This is a genomic window from Bacillus sp. EKM206B (assembly GCF_011066015.1).
Classification (GTDB): Bacteria; Bacillota; Bacilli; order Bacillales; family Bacillaceae; genus Bacillus; species Bacillus velezensis.
Window position 1 is genome coordinate 22,517 of the sequence record NZ_JAAMNL010000005.1, and the last position, 17,962, is coordinate 40,478.

16 protein-coding genes and 1 riboswitch are annotated in these 17,962 nt (G+C 48.0%); of the genes, 6 read left to right on the forward strand and 10 right to left on the reverse strand.

Going from position 1 to position 17,962, the window contains the following annotated elements:
• Positions 1-11 precede the first annotated feature (11 nt).
• Entirely contained in the window at positions 12-1,727 is a 1,716-nt protein-coding gene (gene cysI, locus G9F50_RS10780; protein WP_012118438.1) for an assimilatory sulfite reductase (NADPH) hemoprotein subunit, read from the forward strand.
• A gap of 348 nt (positions 1,728-2,075) precedes the next feature.
• The gene (locus G9F50_RS10785) at positions 2,076-4,091 is read left to right on the forward strand and encodes a Na+/H+ antiporter (RefSeq protein ID WP_060561950.1); all 2,016 of its coding nucleotides are present in this window, start codon (positions 2,076-2,078) and stop codon (positions 4,089-4,091) included.
• A 40-nt stretch (positions 4,092-4,131) separates the two neighbouring features.
• Here the strand turns inward: G9F50_RS10785 and G9F50_RS10790 are convergent, their stop codons facing one another.
• Positions 4,132-4,617: a hypothetical protein gene (locus G9F50_RS10790; RefSeq protein WP_007613741.1), complete on the reverse strand. Its 486-nt coding sequence runs from the start codon at positions 4,615-4,617 to the stop codon at positions 4,132-4,134.
• Between the two features lie 221 nt (positions 4,618-4,838).
• On the opposite strand from G9F50_RS10790, the gene G9F50_RS10795 reads away from it, so the two are divergent.
• Positions 4,839-5,669 carry an aldo/keto reductase gene (locus G9F50_RS10795; protein ID WP_007410023.1) on the forward strand — a complete coding sequence of 277 codons (831 nt, stop codon included), beginning with the start codon at positions 4,839-4,841 and terminating at the stop codon, positions 5,667-5,669.
• 33 nt (positions 5,670-5,702) lie between these two features.
• Here the strand turns inward: G9F50_RS10795 and G9F50_RS10800 are convergent, their stop codons facing one another.
• The 7 genes from G9F50_RS10800 to modA form a co-directional block, all read right to left on the reverse strand.
• Positions 5,703-6,848 carry an ABC transporter permease gene (locus G9F50_RS10800; RefSeq protein WP_060561949.1) on the reverse strand — a complete coding sequence of 382 codons (1,146 nt, stop codon included), beginning with the start codon at positions 6,846-6,848 and terminating at the stop codon, positions 5,703-5,705.
• A gap of 1 nt (position 6,849) precedes the next feature.
• A complete protein-coding gene (locus G9F50_RS10805; RefSeq protein ID WP_060561948.1) occupies positions 6,850-7,944 on the reverse strand; it encodes an ABC transporter permease in 1,095 nt (364 codons plus the stop codon).
• 23 nt (positions 7,945-7,967) lie between these two features.
• Positions 7,968-8,903, reverse strand: coding sequence for an ABC transporter ATP-binding protein (locus tag G9F50_RS10810; RefSeq protein WP_015240573.1), 936 nt, complete (start codon positions 8,901-8,903; stop codon positions 7,968-7,970).
• 119 nt (positions 8,904-9,022) lie between these two features.
• Positions 9,023-10,126 carry a sensor histidine kinase gene (locus tag G9F50_RS10815; RefSeq protein WP_060561967.1) on the reverse strand — a complete coding sequence of 368 codons (1,104 nt, stop codon included), beginning with the start codon at positions 10,124-10,126 and terminating at the stop codon, positions 9,023-9,025.
• 5 nt (positions 10,127-10,131) lie between these two features.
• Positions 10,132-10,779 carry a response regulator transcription factor gene (locus G9F50_RS10820; protein ID WP_060561947.1) on the reverse strand — a complete coding sequence of 216 codons (648 nt, stop codon included), beginning with the start codon at positions 10,777-10,779 and terminating at the stop codon, positions 10,132-10,134.
• Positions 10,780-10,873: 94 nt separating this feature from the next.
• Positions 10,874-11,557, reverse strand: coding sequence for a molybdate ABC transporter permease subunit (gene modB / locus G9F50_RS10825; protein WP_060561946.1), 684 nt, complete (start codon positions 11,555-11,557; stop codon positions 10,874-10,876).
• Positions 11,538-12,335: a molybdate ABC transporter substrate-binding protein gene (modA, locus tag G9F50_RS10830; RefSeq protein ID WP_040238895.1), complete on the reverse strand. Its 798-nt coding sequence runs from the start codon at positions 12,333-12,335 to the stop codon at positions 11,538-11,540. The genes modB and modA overlap by 20 nt, the downstream gene beginning before the upstream one ends.
• A 117-nt stretch (positions 12,336-12,452) precedes the next feature.
• On the opposite strand from modA, the gene G9F50_RS10835 reads away from it, so the two are divergent.
• On the forward strand, positions 12,453-13,379 hold the full coding sequence (locus tag G9F50_RS10835) for a substrate-binding domain-containing protein (protein WP_007410031.1): 927 nt from the start codon (positions 12,453-12,455) through the stop codon (positions 13,377-13,379).
• Between the two features lie 30 nt (positions 13,380-13,409).
• Here the strand turns inward: G9F50_RS10835 and G9F50_RS10840 are convergent, their stop codons facing one another.
• Positions 13,410-15,266 carry an LTA synthase family protein gene (locus G9F50_RS10840; RefSeq protein ID WP_060561944.1) on the reverse strand — a complete coding sequence of 619 codons (1,857 nt, stop codon included), beginning with the start codon at positions 15,264-15,266 and terminating at the stop codon, positions 13,410-13,412.
• A 41-nt stretch (positions 15,267-15,307) separates the two neighbouring features.
• Positions 15,308-15,790: a metal-dependent hydrolase gene (locus G9F50_RS10845; protein WP_060561943.1), complete on the reverse strand. Its 483-nt coding sequence runs from the start codon at positions 15,788-15,790 to the stop codon at positions 15,308-15,310.
• A gap of 183 nt (positions 15,791-15,973) precedes the next feature.
• Here G9F50_RS10845 and sspJ point away from each other — a divergent pair, with 183 nt between their 5' ends.
• Together sspJ and G9F50_RS10855 are read left to right on the forward strand one after the other, a co-directional pair.
• Positions 15,974-16,114 (forward strand): small acid-soluble spore protein SspJ, encoded by a 141-nt coding sequence (sspJ, locus tag G9F50_RS10850; protein WP_007410034.1) that lies wholly within the window; start codon positions 15,974-15,976, stop codon positions 16,112-16,114.
• A gap of 122 nt (positions 16,115-16,236) precedes the next feature.
• Positions 16,237-16,417, forward strand: a riboswitch (Lysine riboswitch).
• 110 nt (positions 16,418-16,527) lie between these two features.
• Positions 16,528-17,940: an amino acid permease gene (locus G9F50_RS10855; RefSeq protein WP_007613722.1), complete on the forward strand. Its 1,413-nt coding sequence runs from the start codon at positions 16,528-16,530 to the stop codon at positions 17,938-17,940.
• The last annotated feature ends 22 nt before the right edge of the window (positions 17,941-17,962 follow it).

Sequence of the window (17,962 nt, forward strand, 5' to 3'; positions counted from 1 at the left end):
GCTTATTCAGCATGGTGAACAACATTTTAAAAGCGCCGGAAGGCCCTCCAAGTGATGTTGAGGAAATTAAAGAAAAAAGCGATTATTTGCGCGGCACATTGAAAGAAGTCATGCTCGACCGGATTTCAGCCGGCATCCCGGACGATGACAACCGGCTGATGAAGCATCACGGAAGCTACTTGCAGGATGACCGCGATCTTCGTAATGAACGTCAAAAACAAAAGCTTGAACCGGCTTATCAGTTCATGCTGCGCGTTCGGATGCCAGGCGGCGTGTCAACTCCGGAACAATGGCTTGTCATGGATGAACTGGCGCAAAAATACGGAAACAATACATTGAAGCTGACAACGCGTGAAACGTTCCAAATGCACGGAATTTTAAAATGGAACATGAAAAAAACGATTCAGAAAATCAATGCAGCGCTGCTTGATACCATTGCGGCCTGCGGAGATGTCAACCGAAACGTCATGTGCGCTTCAAATCCGCACCAGTCTGAAATTCATGCGGAAGTATACGAATGGTCGAAGAAATTGAGCGATGACCTTCTTCCGCGCACGAGAGCCTATCATGAAATCTGGCTTGATGAGGAACGTGTGGCGGGCACTCCTGACACGGAAACGGAACCGATGTACGGGCCGCTGTACCTGCCGCGGAAATTCAAAATCGGAATCGCCGTGCCTCCGTCCAATGATATCGATGTCTATTCTCAAGATCTCGGCTTCATTGCCATCGTGGAGGAAGGCCGTCTTATCGGATTCAACGTTGCAATCGGCGGCGGTATGGGAATGACGCACGGCGATACGGCCACTTATCCGCAGCTTTCAAAAGTCATCGGCTTCTGCAAACCGGAGCAGCTGTATGATGTAGCGGAAAAAACCATTACGATTCAGCGCGATTACGGAAACCGTTCCGTCAGAAAGAATGCCAGATTCAAGTACACTGTTGACCGTCTCGGGCTGGAAAACGTAAAAGCCGAGCTGGAAAACCGCCTCGGCTGGCAGCTGGATGAAGCGAAACCTTATCATTTTGACCATAACGGCGACCGTTACGGATGGGTGAAGGGTGTAAAAGGTAAATGGCACTTTACGATGTTTATCGAAGGCGGCCGCGTCACGGACTATGAGAATTACAAGCTGATGACGGGATTACGTGAAATCGCTAAAGTCCATACGGGAGATTTCCGTCTCACCTCTAATCAAAACCTGATTATCGGCAATGTCTCGAGCCAGAAAAAGAAACAAATCAGCGCATTAATCGAACAATACGGTCTGACAGACGGCCGGCAGCATTCCGCCCTCCGCCGCAGTTCAATGGCTTGCGTCGCGCTTCCGACATGCGGGCTCGCCATGGCCGAAGCCGAGCGGTATCTGCCGAAATTGATTGATAAGATTGAAGACATTGTTGACGAAAACGGGCTGCGGGATGAAGAAATCACCATCCGTATGACCGGATGCCCGAATGGCTGCGCCCGCCATGCGCTCGGCGAAATCGGATTTATCGGAAAGGCGCCCGGAAAATATAATATGTATTTAGGAGCGGCGTTTGACGGCAGCCGTCTGAGCAAAATGTACCGGGAAAATATCGGTGAAGAGGAAATTCTGAGTGAGCTTCGCACCATTCTCCCGCGCTACGCGAAAGAGCGTGAGGAAGGCGAACACTTCGGCGATTTCGTCATCCGCGCGGGCATCATTAAAGCGACGACAGACGGCACGAATTTTCACGAATAAGATGAGCACTTAAAACCAAGGATAGAGACACACTGACGGTGCGTTCTCTATCCTTTACTAAGAAGCATAAACGCTGCACCGCGTCATGAAACAGATGACGCAGCTTGCGAAAAAGCCTGTTTTCAGAGAAAACAGGCTTTTTCTTTTTTCGGAAAAAATGTAGCTGAAGGCAAAAAAAGTTCGCCGTGAGCACGTTATGAGAAATTTTAAATAAAAACGGGTAAAATAAAAGAAGAATGGTTGCGTGCGGAAAATATATTGAATCTGCCCGATCATCGGCTCCGGCCTTTGGCAAAGGCAGAGAACAGGCAATAATGATATGATGCAGCAGATGAAGGAGGTCATGCTTTGGACATATTTTTAGTCGTACTCGTACTTTTAACCATCATCGCGATCTCAAATATCGTAAATCGGTTTGTCCCCTTTATCCCGGTGCCTTTGATTCAGGTGGCGCTCGGTATCATTGCGGCGTCATTTCCGCAGGGGCTTCATTTTGAACTGAATACCGAATTGTTTTTTGTTTTGTTTATCGCTCCGCTGCTTTTTAACGATGGAAAACGGACGCCGCGTGCGGAACTTTGGAATTTAAGAGCGCCGATTCTGCTGCTTGCGCTCGGGCTCGTGTTTGCCACGGTGATTGTCGGCGGTTACACGATTCATTGGATGATTCCGAGCATCCCGCTGGCTGCCGCGTTCGGGCTGGCGGCGATACTGTCACCGACTGACGTTGTCGCGGTCAGCGCGCTGTCAGGGCGAGTGAAGATGCCAAAAGGCATTCTGCGTCTCCTTGAAGGAGAAGGGCTGATGAATGACGCATCCGGCCTGGTCGCTTTTAAATTTGCGATTGCGGCTGCCGTGACGGGCGCATTTTCGCTGACGCAGGCCGCCTTCAGTTTCGTTCTGATTTCAGCCGGCGGTTTACTCAGCGGTGTCGTCATTTCTTTTTTGATTATCCGTTTCAGGCTGTTTTTGCGCCGCCTCGGCATGCAGGATGTCACGATGCATATGCTGATTCAAATTCTGACGCCGTTCGTCATCTATCTCGCGGCTGAAGAAATCGGCGTTTCCGGCATTTTAGCTGTTGTGGCCGGCGGCATCACGCATGCGGTGGAGCAGGACCGTCTTGAATCAACGATGGTCAAACTGCAAATCGTCTCTTCAAGTACGTGGAATATTATTTTGTTCATTCTGAACGGTCTTGTTTTCGTTATTTTAGGGGCGCAAATACCGGATGTGGTTTCCGTCATCTTTAATGATACCGCGTTTAACAATATGATGGTCATCGGGTACATTATCGTCATTACGCTGACGTTAATGATTCTCAGGTTTTTGTGGGTGCTGTTTTTTTGGAACGGCAAGTGGTTTTTTAACAAGGATCAGAGCATTTATAAACCCGGCCTGCGCTCGACCCTGCTGATTTCGGTTTCAGGCGTCAGGGGAGCGGTCACGCTTGCGGGTTCCTTTTCCATTCCTTACGTGCTCTCTGACGGCTCACCGTTTCCTGAACGGAATTTGATTCTCTTTTTAGCCGCGGGTGTTATTATGTGCACATTGGTACTGGCGACAATTGTACTGCCGATTTTGACAGATAAGCCGGAAGACAATGTGAAAGAGAAGAAAGTCAAATTGCTGACAGCGAGACGGAAGCTGATAAAAGCTGCCTTAACCGCCATTAAAGAAAATATGAATGAGACAAACAAAACGGCTTCTTTTGCGGTCATTGCCGAATACAATGAGAAAATGAAAAATCTCAGGTTTCAGCAGTTCACCGTCAAAAACCGCACGAAAAAAGATGAGCGGAAAGTCCGCGCCCAAGGGATACAGGCAGAACAGGAAGAATTGCTGCGGCTGATTGAGCGGGGCGACATACCGGAAGAAACGGCTGACAGCCTTCAGGAACGGTTTGATGAACTGGAAGTGCTGTATACGAATCCGTTTAAAGTCGGCTTATCTAAGAAAAAGCTGAAACGCCTGATGTACTGGATCTTTTTCGGTGAACATAAAAAGCCGGAAATGACGATTTTAAATGAAGAAGGCCTCATCCGTGCCACAAGGGTTAAAACGGCAAAAGCGGCCATTGAAAGCCTGAAAAAACACATGACCGAAGAAAATAAAGATGTGACGCTTGCCGTCATTTCCTTTTACAATCACCTGATTTTCAGGCTGGGGCACTCGTATCACGAACAGAGTCCAAGCCGCCGTTTTGAAAATCAAAAACTCGAAATCAAACTGCGGGCCGTGCAGGCCATCCGCAACGAAATCCAAACATTATTCGAAGAGCGGGAAATTTCCCGCGATATGTCACATGAGCTTCGCCAATACATCAATGATGTGGAAGCGGCCATGCTTGACGGAGATGAATAAATCAAAAAAAGTCCGGCATCTGTCGCCGGACTTTTTTTGATTACGGACGATGGAATTCGACGTGATCGCCGTCGCGGTCAAACCAGCCTCTGAAGGCCCAGTTGATCCAGCCGCCATCACCTTTATTGGTGAAGCTTCCGTCTTCAAACACCCAAATGCCGTACGTGATGCCGTCATAAACGGCGGAACCGTAAAACTGAACGCCGTTAAAATGATCTTCATATTCCTGGCTTAAATTAAACACCATGACGTTATATTTTTGTCCGGAAGCGTAGAATGAAGATTCCATTAAGTTTTTGACGAAGCCGTCACGGTTTTGCGCCGACTTAATCGCGTCAGCAATCGAATTGCCGATGCCGAGCAGGTCAACGTCAATGTTTAATCCGACATCTTTTGCTGAGACATCTGATGATTGCTGTGCCATGTTTTGAGGAACCGGGGTTTCTTTTGCGGATACAAAGGACAGAGGAGTCAGAGACAAAGCGGCGCCAAGGGCAACGGACATCGGGATACGCATACGTTTCATATGATTTCCTCCTTCAAGTGTGTGGTGGCTACAGTAGCGATTTACCCGGACAGTTACCCGGTTAACCGGAATTTTTGAAAAATAGGAAAATAATAACGGAAGTGGTGCTTGGGCACTAAAGATGGTTTTTGTGATGACGATGAGCGTATAATTGGTTTCTTACGGCGGAAATGTGAGATAATAATAACCGTTTACATAATGACTAGAAAGGATGGTTCAACGTGGCAAAAAGCTTAAAAGATACTGTAAAGCTTCATAATGGCGTTGAAATGCCGTGGTTCGGCCTTGGCGTCTTCAAGGTGGAAAACGGAAGCGTAGCGGCGGACTCCGTCGAAGCGGCAATCAGAAACGGCTACCGCAGCATTGATACGGCGGCTATTTACAAAAATGAAGAGGGTGTCGGCGAAGGCATCAGAGCTGCGGGCGTTGCCAGAGAAGAGCTGTTCATCACGTCAAAAGTGTGGAATGAAGATCAAGGATACGAAACGACACTTGACGCGTTTGAGAAAAGCCTTGAGCGCCTCGGCCTCGATTACCTCGACCTTTACCTGATTCACTGGCCGGGCAAGGATAAATATAAAGACACATGGCGCGCTCTTGAAAAGCTGTACAAAGACGGTAAAATCCGCGCAATCGGCGTCAGCAACTTCCAAGTGCATCATTTAGAAGAACTGCTGAAAGATGCTGAAATCAAGCCGATGGTCAACCAGATTGAATTCCACCCGCGCCTGACTCAAAAAGAAGTAAGAGATTTCTGCAAAGCGCAGGGCATTCAAGTGGAAGCATGGTCTCCATTGATGCAGGGACAGCTCCTCGATAACGAAGTGCTGTCACAAATTGCGGAAAAACATAACAAATCGGTTGCTCAAGTGATTTTGCGCTGGGATCTTCAGAACGAAGTCGTTACCATTCCGAAATCGATTAAAGAGCACCGCATCATAGAAAATGCCGATATTTTTGATTTCGAACTGTCACAGGAAGAAATGGAAAAGATCAGCGCATTGAACAAAGACGAGCGTGTCGGCCCGAATCCGGACGAGCTTCTGTTCTAAGAAAAAAACAGCCCTTTACGGGGCTGTTTTTCTTTACATAAATGTCTGTGTCTGACGTTTTACGCTGAACCTGTATGCGGCTATTAATAACAGGGCGGCGGCGAAGGCTCCCAAAATGATGATGTTCAGCATCAGGCTTTGGAACGTGCGGCCGTGCTGCAATTGATCGACCGTATCGAGCACCCAGCGCTGAGGCAGAAATTCGGCGATTGTCTGCACCGTTTTCGGCATAATATTGCCCGGAAAGAAGCAGCCGGCCAGCAAGCATGTCGGCACGACGATCAAATTCAAAAGCGCCGATGCCGAAGCGCTGCTGTTGGAAAAACCGACGGCAATAAAGGCGACCCCGATCGCGCTTAATGCAAACAGCATCATCAGGACGAACAGCTGCCACAGCGGGAATGACGGATGAATATGAAAAGCGGCGCCCATAAAGAGAACGGCGAATAGAATTTGGACGGCCATGATAATGATATTCACCGCCGCGTTCGCCAATACATACTGCTTTGATGTGATCGGCGTTGACAGAAGCCTGTAGTATGTCCTGTTTTCTCTCTCTTTAATCATTAGTTCCGTCAGGTTGCCTGCGGAATAGAGCATAATGATAATGAGATACCCGATGACTGAGTAAGTCATTTCTTTATGGTTCGATGTATCTTGTAAAACAGCGGACTCCGTTTGAATGGGAGAATGCTTGAAATCGGCGTACATCGCCTGAAAGGCCTTTGCGTCTCCGCCGGAGGATTTGCCGATTGAGGCGATGCTGTTCATATAATTGTACAAATAAGAGCTGACATATCCGGTGACCTGGGCGCCTTTCAGCGAGGTCATGCCGATGTGAGACGGTTTCCCGTCTTTTACGCTTTGGGAGAAGCCTTTTTCAAGCGTAATGAGCGCCTCCATTTTTCCTGAAGCGATCTTTGATGTGGCGGACGCAGCTGTTTCCTCCGAAATCTTCACATGATCCAGTCCTTTTAAAAACGCGGCCGTATCCTTCGCCACTTCTCCGCCGTCTTGATCGAGAATGCCGATATTGAGCGTTTCGGCTCCGCCGTTGGCATTGGTCATGAAGGAGAGGAAGACGCCGATCAGCGGAGCCCCGATATAAAGAATGAGCTGTTTTTTGCTTTTTGTAATCCCTTTGAGAGTGTGCGCAAACAGCCACCAGAAGTTTTTCATATTACAGTCCCTCCCGTCTTTGAAACGTAAATGCGGCGATCAGCAAAAAGAGTGCCGCCAATGCTGTATTTAAACCGAGTGCAGGCCATGTCGCTGATACATCATTTGCGTAAATGATGCTGTTAATCGCCTTATTGATCCAGGATAAGGGCGACAGGGCGGAAATTCCTCCGCCTTCATATTTGTAATAGGCGCCGCCGATAATGGACATCACCTGAACGATGATGACGGTGATTAATCTGGCGCTTTCGGGTTTTCTGGTCAAATAGCTCAGGCTGAGCCCGAAGCTGACGGCCAAAAGAATTTCAGAAACGAGAATCAAAAGCACAAGTCCCATGTGGCTGCCCCAATTCGCTTTTAAGATAAATTTGCTGAAGGCGACAACGGCAAGAATCGTCAGAACATTCACAGCCAAAATGCCGAGCATCTTTCCGAGAAAGATATCGCTTTTCCGGAGCGGGGCGGCGATCAGGCGATCTGCGGTGTGCCGTATTCTTTCCCCGCGGAATAAGGTGCTTGCAAAAATCGAGGCGTACAGCCCGATCATCGTCGTCATGGATATCGCGTAAAAATCTTTCGCTTTCGGTTCTTTCGCTTTGTGTAAAGACGTCTGCTTCATATAATCGCTTTTGATTTGTCCGGCGGAAGGCGCCTTATGCGCCTTGTAAGCGGCGGCGCCTGCTTTGTATTGATTGGTAAAAGCGGTCAGCATGCCTTGGACGATCGTGCCGTTTATGCCGCTCCGGTCATTTGTATAGACTTGAAAACCGGTGTTTTTTACAGTGACGAAAGCATCCGCCTGATTTTCTCGAACCTCGTTTTTGCCTTTTGCCTCCGTGTCCGCTTTTTGAAAATAGACATGCTCTTTTTTGGCGTTTTTCATAAACTCAGTAAAATCATGAGAAAGAGGGCCGTTTGACTGGTCCGTATATACCACCTTGATGTTTCCGACCGTCACCTCTGAATCAAAGGCGTTTGATAATGCCGCAGTGAAAATCAGCATGAAGACGATCGGAAAAGCAAGCATGAAAATAAAAGTTCGTCTGTCGCGGAAACTGATTTTGATTTCTTTCACGGCGATGTGCAGAATATTCATTTGCAATCCTCCTTTCAATGGGGTCAGTCGCGCAGGCTTCTGCCTGTCAGCGTGAGAAATACCGTTTCTAAGTCAGGGGCCTGTTCCTGCAAGGAGCGGATTTCAATGCCTTTGTCCATGAAGTACCGGATCAGGCGGTTTAAATTGTTGACCCCTGTGTCAGAGCTGATTTTCACGCTGTTTTCTTCCAGCGCGGCGGCTCTGACGCCGGGCAGCTCCTGAATATCGCCGAGGCTGATGCCGTTTCCGGATGACAGCTCAATCACGACGTCCTTCGTGTCGGTAATGATGGAGGTCAGCTGTTCTTTTGTGCCTTCTGCGATGACTTTTCCGTGGTCGATGATGGCGATGCGTGTGCATATTTCTTCCACTTCCTCCATGTAGTGGCTCGTGTAGATGATCGTGCAGCCCATTTCATTCAGCTTTTTCACTGATTGCAGAATATAATTTCTTGATTGCGGGTCAATGCCGACCGTCGGTTCATCCATGATGATCAGTTTCGGCCGGTGGGCAAGAGCGCACGCAATATTGAGCCTGCGCTTCATTCCGCCGGAAAAATGCTTCGGCAAATATTTGTGTTTATCGCTCAAGCCGACGAATGTCAGGGCTTCCTCAACCCGTTCTTTCAGAGCCGCCCCTCTCAGGCCGTACAGCCCGGCGAAGAACTTCACATTTTCATAGGCGTTTAATTCTTCGTAAATCGCGAGGTCCTGAGGGACGATGCCGATATTCATTTTCGTTGCTTTGCTATATTTGAAAATATCTTTTCCGAGAAACAGAATGTCTCCGCCTGAAGGTTTTAAAAGGCCTGAGATCATATTGATCGTCGTGCTTTTTCCGGCTCCGTTTGCGCCGAGAAACCCGAAAATCTCACCTTCTTTTACGGCAAGCGACATCTGGTCAACGGCTGCATAATCACCGAATTTCTTACTCAGCTGTTTGAGCTCCAAAATGTTCATGTTTCCACCTCTATGTCTTATGATGCTCTTATTATAAAAAAAAGAATGAACGGCCGTTAGTGCAGCTGTTCATTCCTTTGACATGAGAATCTTCATATTTTTCACATGAAAACATTCACTTATTCAACCGGAAGCAATGTCGTGACGGAAAAACCGGCCGTGCCGTCAAAAATAACGGTTCCGTGCAAGACGGCCGCCCGTTCTTCCATACCGAGCATGCCGAGGCCTTTTTTAAAGCGGACGGCGCCGTTTCCGTTATCTTTCACTTCCGCTTTCACGGCTTTGTTCAGCACATGGATATCAATGAAGATTTGTGTGGCATCGGCGTATTTCATTGCATTGGTCAAGGCTTCGGTTACGTTTTCCTGAATGACTCTCCAATGCATTTGCGTCAGCCTGTCCAAATCGCCTTGATGCGTAAACGGAACCGGCATCCCGTTTTTGGCCGAAAATTCATCAATAAACGTTCTTAATCTGTGAATGCCCATTTGTTCAGCGGGCGGTTTCATATTTTTCAGCGTAATGCGGATATCCTCTATGCCCTCTTTGGAAATGGTAATGGCGTTTTGGAGCAGTTCAGCCGCTTTGTCCGGATGGGAGCCGAGCATCCGTTTCGCCGCTTCCATCTGAATGAGCGCGCCTGTCATGGAATGGCCGATTTTGTCATGGATGGCTTGGGACAATCTGTTTCTTTCTTCGAGTTTGCCGGTATACTCCGATTGTTTGATATATTCCGTGCTGCTGTGCAGCTGTTTCGTCAGTTTTTCAATGCTTGAGCGCATATTGTCTGACTGCTCTTCATATTTTTTCAGCCGGTCGCTGGACCGGGCGGCCAAAACGAATATCGCCAAGCAGAACAAGGTCATGACGATATAAGTCGGAAGGTCGCCGTACGGGATAAATAAAAACGGCAAAAATACGAGCAGGCAGAACACATAGCGGTGAACCGGATATTCGGCAAGAACGGCAAAAATGGCGGGCGGCAAAAGAAATAGAAACGCCGGATGGCCTAAGGCGGAAAGCCAGGCGGTCAATGCCAGCGCCATGAGGGTGATCCCGCGCCTCCAAGCGGGCGGTCTGATCATGCAGACCGCAATGCCCAAAGACAGATAAAGCAGCAGAAACAAGACGGCGTACGGCGTGTAGAGGCGGTCTGCCGATACGAACAAAAAAGCCGTATAAAAAATGGCGATCAGTCTGCTCATCAGCATCCAAAAATCCATACCGTTCAACGCCCGTTATCCACCTTCCCGGTGATATAATAAATCGCGATCTGCGTTCTGTGCCCAAGCCCTGTTTTCCCTAAAATAGATGAAATATAATTGGCCGTCGTCCCTTCAGAAATGAAAAGCTGTTTTGAAATTTCCCTGTTCGACAGTCCTTTCGCAATAAGCGACATGATGCTGAGCTCTCTTTCAGTAAACTGGCTTTCATCAATCTGATGCGCGGCTTCCGCCGGCCGGAAAAGGCTGTCTTTTATTTTATCCAGCACTGTGTCCTGAAGAATGCTGTGCCCGTTGAAAACGCTTTTGATCGCATCGCGTATCCGTTCCGGTTCGGTGTTTTTTAATAAATATCCTTTCGCGCCGTTTTTAATCGCTTCTAAAATATACTCATCGTCGTCAAATGTCGTCAGGATCATCGGCTTCGTATCCGTTTCCTCAGCGATCCGTTTTGCGGCTTCGACGCCGTTCATCACCGGCATGCGGACGTCCAGCAAGGCGATATCGACGGGATTGTGTTTACAATACTCTGCCGCCTCGAGGCCATTTTCCAACGTTGCCGATACAGTAAATTCCTCATATGTATGCAAAATGATTTTCATTCCTTCTCTGATGAAAGAATTATCATCCGCGATAATGACATTAATCTTCATGGCCGCACCCTTTGTGTGTTTTTTGTTTCATTATATACCATCCGATTTTAAATCAAAAAGCCTCCCGGCGAAAGGTGCGCGGAAGGCGGATCGGTCAAGCGGGTTTTTTCAATTGGATGAAAAACAGCATCAGGAAAGAAATGATCACAATACAGATCACCCACACCCAGGCGAGTGTTTCATTGCCGGAGTCCATCGCGACGTAAATCGCTGTCGGCAGCGTTTGGGTGACACCGGGAATATTTCCCGCAAACATTAAAGTCGCCCCGAATTCACCTAGCGCACGTGCAATACTGAGAATGCTTCCGGTCAAGAGGGAGGGAAAGGCAAGCGGGACGGAAATACGGGTGAAAACCTGCCACCTGCCGGCTCCGTCTACTTTCGCCGCTCCCTCAATGTCGGCATCAACCGCGGCGAAGCCCGTTTTAGCGGACTGATACATAAGCGGGAAGGCGACAATGGCCGAAGCGATCACCGCGGCCGACCACGTGAAAATGACGGGCTGGTGAAAAATCCGCTCGATCGTCCGGCCGATAAAGCTGTGTTTCCCGAAAATAATAATGAGAATGAAGCCGACAACGGTAGGCGGAAGAACGAGCGGGAGCATAAACAGGGTCTCCACAGCCGTTTTTCCGGGAAATCGCGCTTTCGCCATCCAGGCGCCTGCAAGCGTCCCGAAAATGATGACGGCAATGCCTGATGCCAAAGCCACCTCAAAAGACAATACGACTGGGGTGAAAAATTCCGAAGCCGTAATGTTACTTGGCAGTAAATCCATATTTCTTAAACACTTTCATCGCTTCATCTGACTGCAGATACTGATAAAACGCTTCTGCTTCTTTACGGTGCTTTGTATCCTTGACGATGCCGAGCGGATAAACGATCGGATCGTGCGTTTTCGCCGGCGCTTCATCGGTGATTTTCACCTTTTTCGAAATCAGCGCGTCTGTTTTATAGACAAGCCCGGCATCGACATTTCCGGTTTCAACATAAGAAAGCACCTGGCGAACGTCTTTTGCATAGACGACTTTATCTTTTACCTTGTCCCACAGGGATAATGCCGTCAATGACTGTTTGGCGTATTGTCCGGCCGGAACGGATTCAGGCGTGCCGAGCGCAATTTTTTCCGCGCTGTCTTTTTTCAGGTCATTCAGATGTGTCAGGTGTGCGCTGTTTTTCTCAGGTACGATCATGACGAGATCATTTTTCAAAAGATCCGTGCTGTCTTTTTTGTCGATATCTCCGTCATGAACGAGCTTTTCGAATTTATCTTCGGCTGCCGAGAAGAATAAATCAGCTCCCGCGCCTTGTGAAATTTGTTTTTGCAATGTGCCTGATGATCCGAAGTTGTCTTGAATGGTTACGTTTGAATGTGATTTTTCGTAGTTGGTCTGGATTTCTTCAAGTGCATCCTGAGCGCTGGCTGCCGCAGAAACGGTCAGCGTGACTTTTTCGTTTTGTCCGCCTTTGGACGATTGTCCGGATGAGCAGCCCGCAGTTGCCAGGAAAACGGCCATAGCCGCAGTTGTGAGTAGTGTCGCTTTCTTTTTCAACATTGTGCACCCCTTATAGCTAAATATCATTAGATCAAACTAATTATAACGCAATTGTACGTGATGGTGCGGTTTTTTTTCAATATCTGAACAGTTATAATAAAAACGGAGCGTGATAATATGACAGAAGCCACTTCCTATACAATAGAAGAAGTTGCGGGCCTTTTGAAGGTCTCCAAACTGACAGTATATGATTTGATAAAAAAAGGACTCATTCCGGCGTACAGGGTCGGAAGACAGATGAGGGTCGATGAAGAGGACTTAAAACAATATAAAGCAAACATGAGAATGTCAAAAAAGCCATCCGCAGCAGAAGCGCCTGACCCGTCCCGCGGGCGGGAGCCGGAAAAAAGGCAGTCCGTTATCATCAGCGGGCAGGATGTGTCGATGGACCTCCTCAGCAAACAGCTGGAACAAACAATACAGGCGGCTCCGCTCCGCAAGTACAGCGGCAGTTTGAACAGCCTGATCGAGATGTACCGCGGGGCCTGTGACATCGTCAGTCTGCATTTATACGATGGGGAGACGGGGCAGTATAACATCCCGTACGTGAAGCGCATTCTTTCAGGGGAGCCGTTTGCGCTTTTTCATGTCGTGCTGCGGCAGGCCGGATTATATGTGAAAAAAGGTAATCCGCTGAACATTCAGGGTTTTCAGGACATGAGCCGAAAAGATGTCCGCATCGTCAATCGCGAAAAAGGATCAGGCGCGAGGGTGCTGCTGGATGAACAGCTCAGATCTTTCGGCATTACGCCGTCTGATGTCGCCGGCTATCATGACATTGTCACGGATCATCTGTCAGCGGCTTCACAAGTATCAAGCGGAAAGGCGGATATCGGAGTCGGGTCGCAGCATGCGGCGCATATGGCGGGCACGGACTTTATCCCGGTGATCAGTGAGCAGTACGATGTGGTCGTCTTAAAACAAAACCGGGAGCTTGTTCAAAGCGTGCAGGACATTCTTAATTCTGAGGAATTCAAGTCTCAGCTTTCTCAATTATCCGGATATGATACGAAAATGACCGGACGGCTTATATATGAAACATGAAAAATCCCTCCATATAACGGAGGGATTTTTTTATTGCTTATAAAACCGCAGCAGGTCGCCGTTTAATATTTTATCGGAAAGCATCAGCTCTTGTTCCGCTTTTTCTTTCTCATCGCTGCACGCGCTCATGTCAGAAAGCGGTTCACCCGTTTTACGGCTGTAACACGTATTTTTCGTATAAATATGATCATCCGTGATAAAGCTGCCGTTTCTCAGCACCGCAAACGGGGTCCGCTCTCCGGAAAACAGATCATTGCCGAACTGAATGCTGCCTTTCGTTTCAATGCCGAGCAGGTGAAGCAGCGTCGGTCTTACATCTACCTGTCCCGCGGCCGAAGCAATCGTTTCCGGCGCACGGTCGGTCACCCCGGGAATATGAATGATAAACGGCACGCGCTGAAGCTGAACCGTATCAAACGGAGTGATTTCCTCTTTCCCTAAGAATTCGGCAAGTCCTTGATTATGGGCTTCGGATATACCGTAATGATCTCCCATCAGGACGATCATCGCGTTGTCATACAGTCCTTCTTTTTTCAGCTTCTTGAAAAAGTGTTTCAGGGCCTCATCTTCATAGCGGACCGTCGTCACATAGCGGTTTAATAACTCGCTGCTTGTGTCCGGTTCCTCAATGAGCTGATCCTGTTTATCAATTTCAAAAGGAAAATGGTTGGTCAAAGTCAGCAGGCTCGCGTAAAACGGCTGCGGAAGTTTCTTTAATTTTTCAGCTGACTGTTCGAGAAACTCCTTATCCTTCAGGCCCCAGCCTGTTGAATTTTCCTGTGTCACCTTAAATTCATCCGCGTCGAAAAAACGGTCGATTCCGAATGCCCCGTACATCTCATCCCGGTTCCAAAAGGCCTTATGATTGGCATGCAGAACGGCTGAATAGTATTGACGGTCTTTTAACATATGGTACATCGTATTGAACCGGTGGCCGCTTTTTGTGAAAAAAACGGCGCCGCTTGAAGACGGATACAGCGAATTCGCAGTAATGAATTCTGAATCTGAGGTTTTTCCCTGTTCAGTCTGCTGATAAAAATGAGTGAAGTCATAACTTTTTTTCCGCAGTTTATTTAAAAACGGGGTAATCTCCCGTCCGTTGACCCGCTCATCCATTACAAAACGCTGGGTTGATTCGAGCGTAACAAAAATCACATTGCGCCCCTTTGCGAGCCCGAACTTTGATTCGGACGGCCTGCTGTAATCGGCTTGAGTGTAATTCGCGACCGCCGCAAGGCTGTCTTCGTCGGCAAACGCTTTAGCCCCTGCATTCAGTGTCTGCGAAATGGTGTCATACAAATGAAAGTGGAACAGGCCGATTCCTTTTACGAGCGCTTCACGATCAAAAGGGTGCTTGAACAGCTTCGGCTGCTCGGCCTCAGACAGCGCAAGGTTGCACAGTATGAGGCCGGCTGATGCCCACGCATACGCTTTAACGGTACGGGCGCCCGCTTTACCTTTACCAGTTTTATGCTTTTTACCAAGATAAAACAAAACCGCAATATCCAAAAATAAAGCGATATAAAGCGGGTGAAACAGCTCTTGGACGCTGCTTCCCATATCGCCCATATTGCTCGCCTGAAACAAAACCGGTATGGTGATAAAATCAATATAAAACCCGTAAAACACCGTATTCGCGATTAAAATCCCCGTCAGCATCACATTCGCCGAAAGCAGAAAGATCCGCTGTTTTTTTTCCGTCAGCAGCAGGGCGATGCCGAACAGCGGCACAATGAAGCTCAGCGGATTAATGAGAAGCAGACATTCCTCAAGAACCGAATTGTTCTGCAGATCAAAACCGAGCTTATAAACGGCATAGGTTTTCATCCACATGAACAGGATGGACAGGCATAAAAACCGATGATTGCTGAAAAAGGTTTTCTTCATATGTATGACTCCTCACCCTAAAAGCGAAAGATGCTTTTTGTTTAAGAGATGCGGCCGTGAACCAGTTCGTATAAATAATAGCAGGATACAATCGTTAAGCCGGCCAGCACAAGCTGTTCCGAAAAGCTCCCCGTTCTCATATAAAGGGGAAGACGGAAGCGGATGGCGGACGGAAACAGCAGTTTAATGCCGTTGACGGTCCATGCGTCAAGCACAAGATGACTCGCCATTCCGATCATCAGTCCTGCGGAAATGCTCGAATTCGGAATATAGGTTGCCGTAATGAAAAACATAATAAGCATAAACAGCAGGCTGTGTGTAAACGTTCTGTGGCCGAACACCGTGCTTACGATTTTGGACAGAACGGGCAGCGTCCTGCCGATTTTGCTTTTCGTATGGCATATGTCGGGAATCAGCGCCCCGAGGGCACCCGCTGAGGTCATAAGGACCGGATCATACCCGTAATAATACGCAATTGCGGAACAAGAAGCGATGCCTCCCATGATGTGTGTTTTTCCTGTCATTTTTCGCTTCTCCTTTTTATTTTTGCCAAAATCCCCTGAATTACAAATATATCAAGAGAATGCGTGTTTGATCAACAAACTTTACCTGTTCCGCCAAAAGGAAGGAGACGCGGATTCCGCATATTCTGCCACGGAAAAAGACACATTATAGGTGTACCTATATTTGATAAAGAGGTGATACAGATGGCTTTCTTTAACAAAGAAAAAGGAAAAAACAGCGATAAAAACAAAAACGTCATTCAAGGCGCGCTTGAAGACGCCGGTGCAGCTCTGAAAGACGATCCGCTTCAAGAAGCTGTTCAAAAGAAAAAAAACAACCGCTGACCATATAAGACGGGTAGGGCGAACGCTCTATCCGTTTTCCATCTAATTTTTCCCTTTGACAGATCTTTTTATCTCTGATAACCTCTGAGTAGAATTGAATGATAAAAATCCTCACTCTTTCTCGGTGAGGTAGAGGTTGCGCTTGATGATGAGTCGCACATGCCAGGCTGATAGGGGCCGCAAAACATGTGTTAAAGGCATCAGCGCCGAAGTGTAAAGAAAGCCGATCCTTCTTTATGCTGGGACTGTATCTGAATAAGTGCAGGACTGCCGCGTGCTTTTTCGCGGAGGGCTATCCGGAGATCAAGGGTGTGTGTGTTTCTTTAAGCATGGACTTTTGTTCAGGCTTTTTTTGCGTGTAAATATGATCTCGGGGTCTGGTCCGTACGAATGAACAACCAGGAGGTACAGGAATGGAACAGACGAAAAAATGGGGTTTTTGGTTATTAACGGCGTTTGTCGTAGGAAATATGGTAGGCTCGGGCATCTTTTCGCTTCCGAGTTCGCTCGCAAAAATCGCGAGCCCGTTCGGCGCCACATCGGCATGGCTTTTAACGGGAGCCGGTGTGTTAATGATCGCGCTGGTCTTCGGCCACTTATCCATCCGCAAGCCTGAGCTGACGGCGGGGCCGCAAAGCTATGCGCGTGCGCTGTTCAGCGATCGGAAAAAAGGGAATGCAGCGGGCTTCACGATGGTGTGGGGCTACTGGGTGGCGAGCTGGATCAGCAACGTGGCGATCATCACGAGCCTTGCCGGATATTTAACATCATTTTTCCCGATTTTAACGGATAAGCGTGAAATGTTTTCGATCGGCGGTCAGGCGGTTACGCTCGGCCAGCTGCTGACGTTTGCCGTATGTACGGTTTTATTATGGGGCACTCACACGATTCTCGTCACCAGTATTAACGGTGCGAGTAAATTAAATTTCGTCACGACGTTTTCAAAAGTATTAGGATTTATCTTCTTTATCATTGCAGGTTTATTTGTGTTTCAAACGTCGTTTTTCGATCATTTTTATTTTCCGGTTCAAACAGGTCCTCACACAGTTGAGGGAATCGGCGGGCAGATCCACAATGCGGCGATTTCAACATTATGGGCGTTCGTCGGAATTGAATCGGCAGTCATCTTATCCGGGCGCGCCCGTTCGCAGCGCGATGTGAAACGCGCCACCATTACCGGATTATTGATCGCGCTTGGCATCTATATCATCGTGACATTGATTACGATGGGCGTGCTTCCGCATGGTAAGCTTGTCGGCTCGGAAAAACCGTTTGTTGACGTATTGTACGCGATCGTCGGCAATGCGGGAAGCGTCATCATGGCGATTCTGGCGATTTTGTGTCTGTTCGGAACGATGCTCGGCTGGATTCTTCTCGGCTCTGAAGTTCCGTATCAAGCGGCGAAATCAGGAGACTTTCCCGCTGCTTTTGCAAAAACGAATAAACAGGGCAGCCCGGTTGTGTCGTTAATCGTAACGAACGTGATGTCACAGATCTTTATCTTTTCAGTTATTTCCCGGACGATCAGTGACGCGTTTACGTTTTTAACGACAGCGGCGACGCTCGCTTATCTGATTCCGTATCTCGTGTCAGCGTTTTACAGCCTGAAGCTCATTTTTACGGGTGAAACGTATGACGAGATAAAGGGTTCAAGAGTAAGAGACGGTATCATCGCCATCCTTGCCTGCATTTATTCTTTTTATGTCATTATTACCGGAACGGCCGATTTAACGACCTTTATTCTCGGTATCGGGCTGTTCTTCGTCGGTTTGCTGTTATATCCTTTCGTCTCAAAGAAATTTGCAAACAACAGACAATCTGTATGACAAAAAGACATCTCACGTCTGT

What these genes read in the sequence shown, in the direction of transcription:
- G9F50_RS10835 (WP_007410031.1), top strand. Translation starts at nt 12,453, where the DNA reads ATGACAGAAGCCACTTCCTATACAATAGAAGAAGTTGCGGGCCTTTTG.
- G9F50_RS10855 (WP_007613722.1), top strand. Translation starts at nt 16,528, where the DNA reads ATGGAACAGACGAAAAAATGGGGTTTTTGGTTATTAACGGCGTTTGTC.
- G9F50_RS10805 (WP_060561948.1), bottom strand. Translation starts at nt 7,944, where the DNA reads ATGAATATTCTGCACATCGCCGTGAAAGAAATCAAAATCAGTTTCCGC.
- sspJ (WP_007410034.1), top strand. Translation starts at nt 15,974, where the DNA reads ATGGCTTTCTTTAACAAAGAAAAAGGAAAAAACAGCGATAAAAACAAA.
- G9F50_RS10815 (WP_060561967.1), bottom strand. Translation starts at nt 10,126, where the DNA reads ATGGATTTTTGGATGCTGATGAGCAGACTGATCGCCATTTTTTATACG.
- modB (WP_060561946.1), bottom strand. Translation starts at nt 11,557, where the DNA reads ATGGATTTACTGCCAAGTAACATTACGGCTTCGGAATTTTTCACCCCA.
- G9F50_RS10810 (WP_015240573.1), bottom strand. Translation starts at nt 8,903, where the DNA reads ATGAACATTTTGGAGCTCAAACAGCTGAGTAAGAAATTCGGTGATTAT.
- G9F50_RS10800 (WP_060561949.1), bottom strand. Translation starts at nt 6,848, where the DNA reads ATGAAAAACTTCTGGTGGCTGTTTGCGCACACTCTCAAAGGGATTACA.
- modA (WP_040238895.1), bottom strand. Translation starts at nt 12,335, where the DNA reads ATGTTGAAAAAGAAAGCGACACTACTCACAACTGCGGCTATGGCCGTT.
- cysI (WP_012118438.1), top strand. Translation starts at nt 12, where the DNA reads ATGGTGAACAACATTTTAAAAGCGCCGGAAGGCCCTCCAAGTGATGTT.
- G9F50_RS10845 (WP_060561943.1), bottom strand. Translation starts at nt 15,790, where the DNA reads ATGACAGGAAAAACACACATCATGGGAGGCATCGCTTCTTGTTCCGCA.
- G9F50_RS10840 (WP_060561944.1), bottom strand. Translation starts at nt 15,266, where the DNA reads ATGAAGAAAACCTTTTTCAGCAATCATCGGTTTTTATGCCTGTCCATC.
- G9F50_RS10790 (WP_007613741.1), bottom strand. Translation starts at nt 4,617, where the DNA reads ATGAAACGTATGCGTATCCCGATGTCCGTTGCCCTTGGCGCCGCTTTG.
- G9F50_RS10820 (WP_060561947.1), bottom strand. Translation starts at nt 10,779, where the DNA reads ATGAAGATTAATGTCATTATCGCGGATGATAATTCTTTCATCAGAGAA.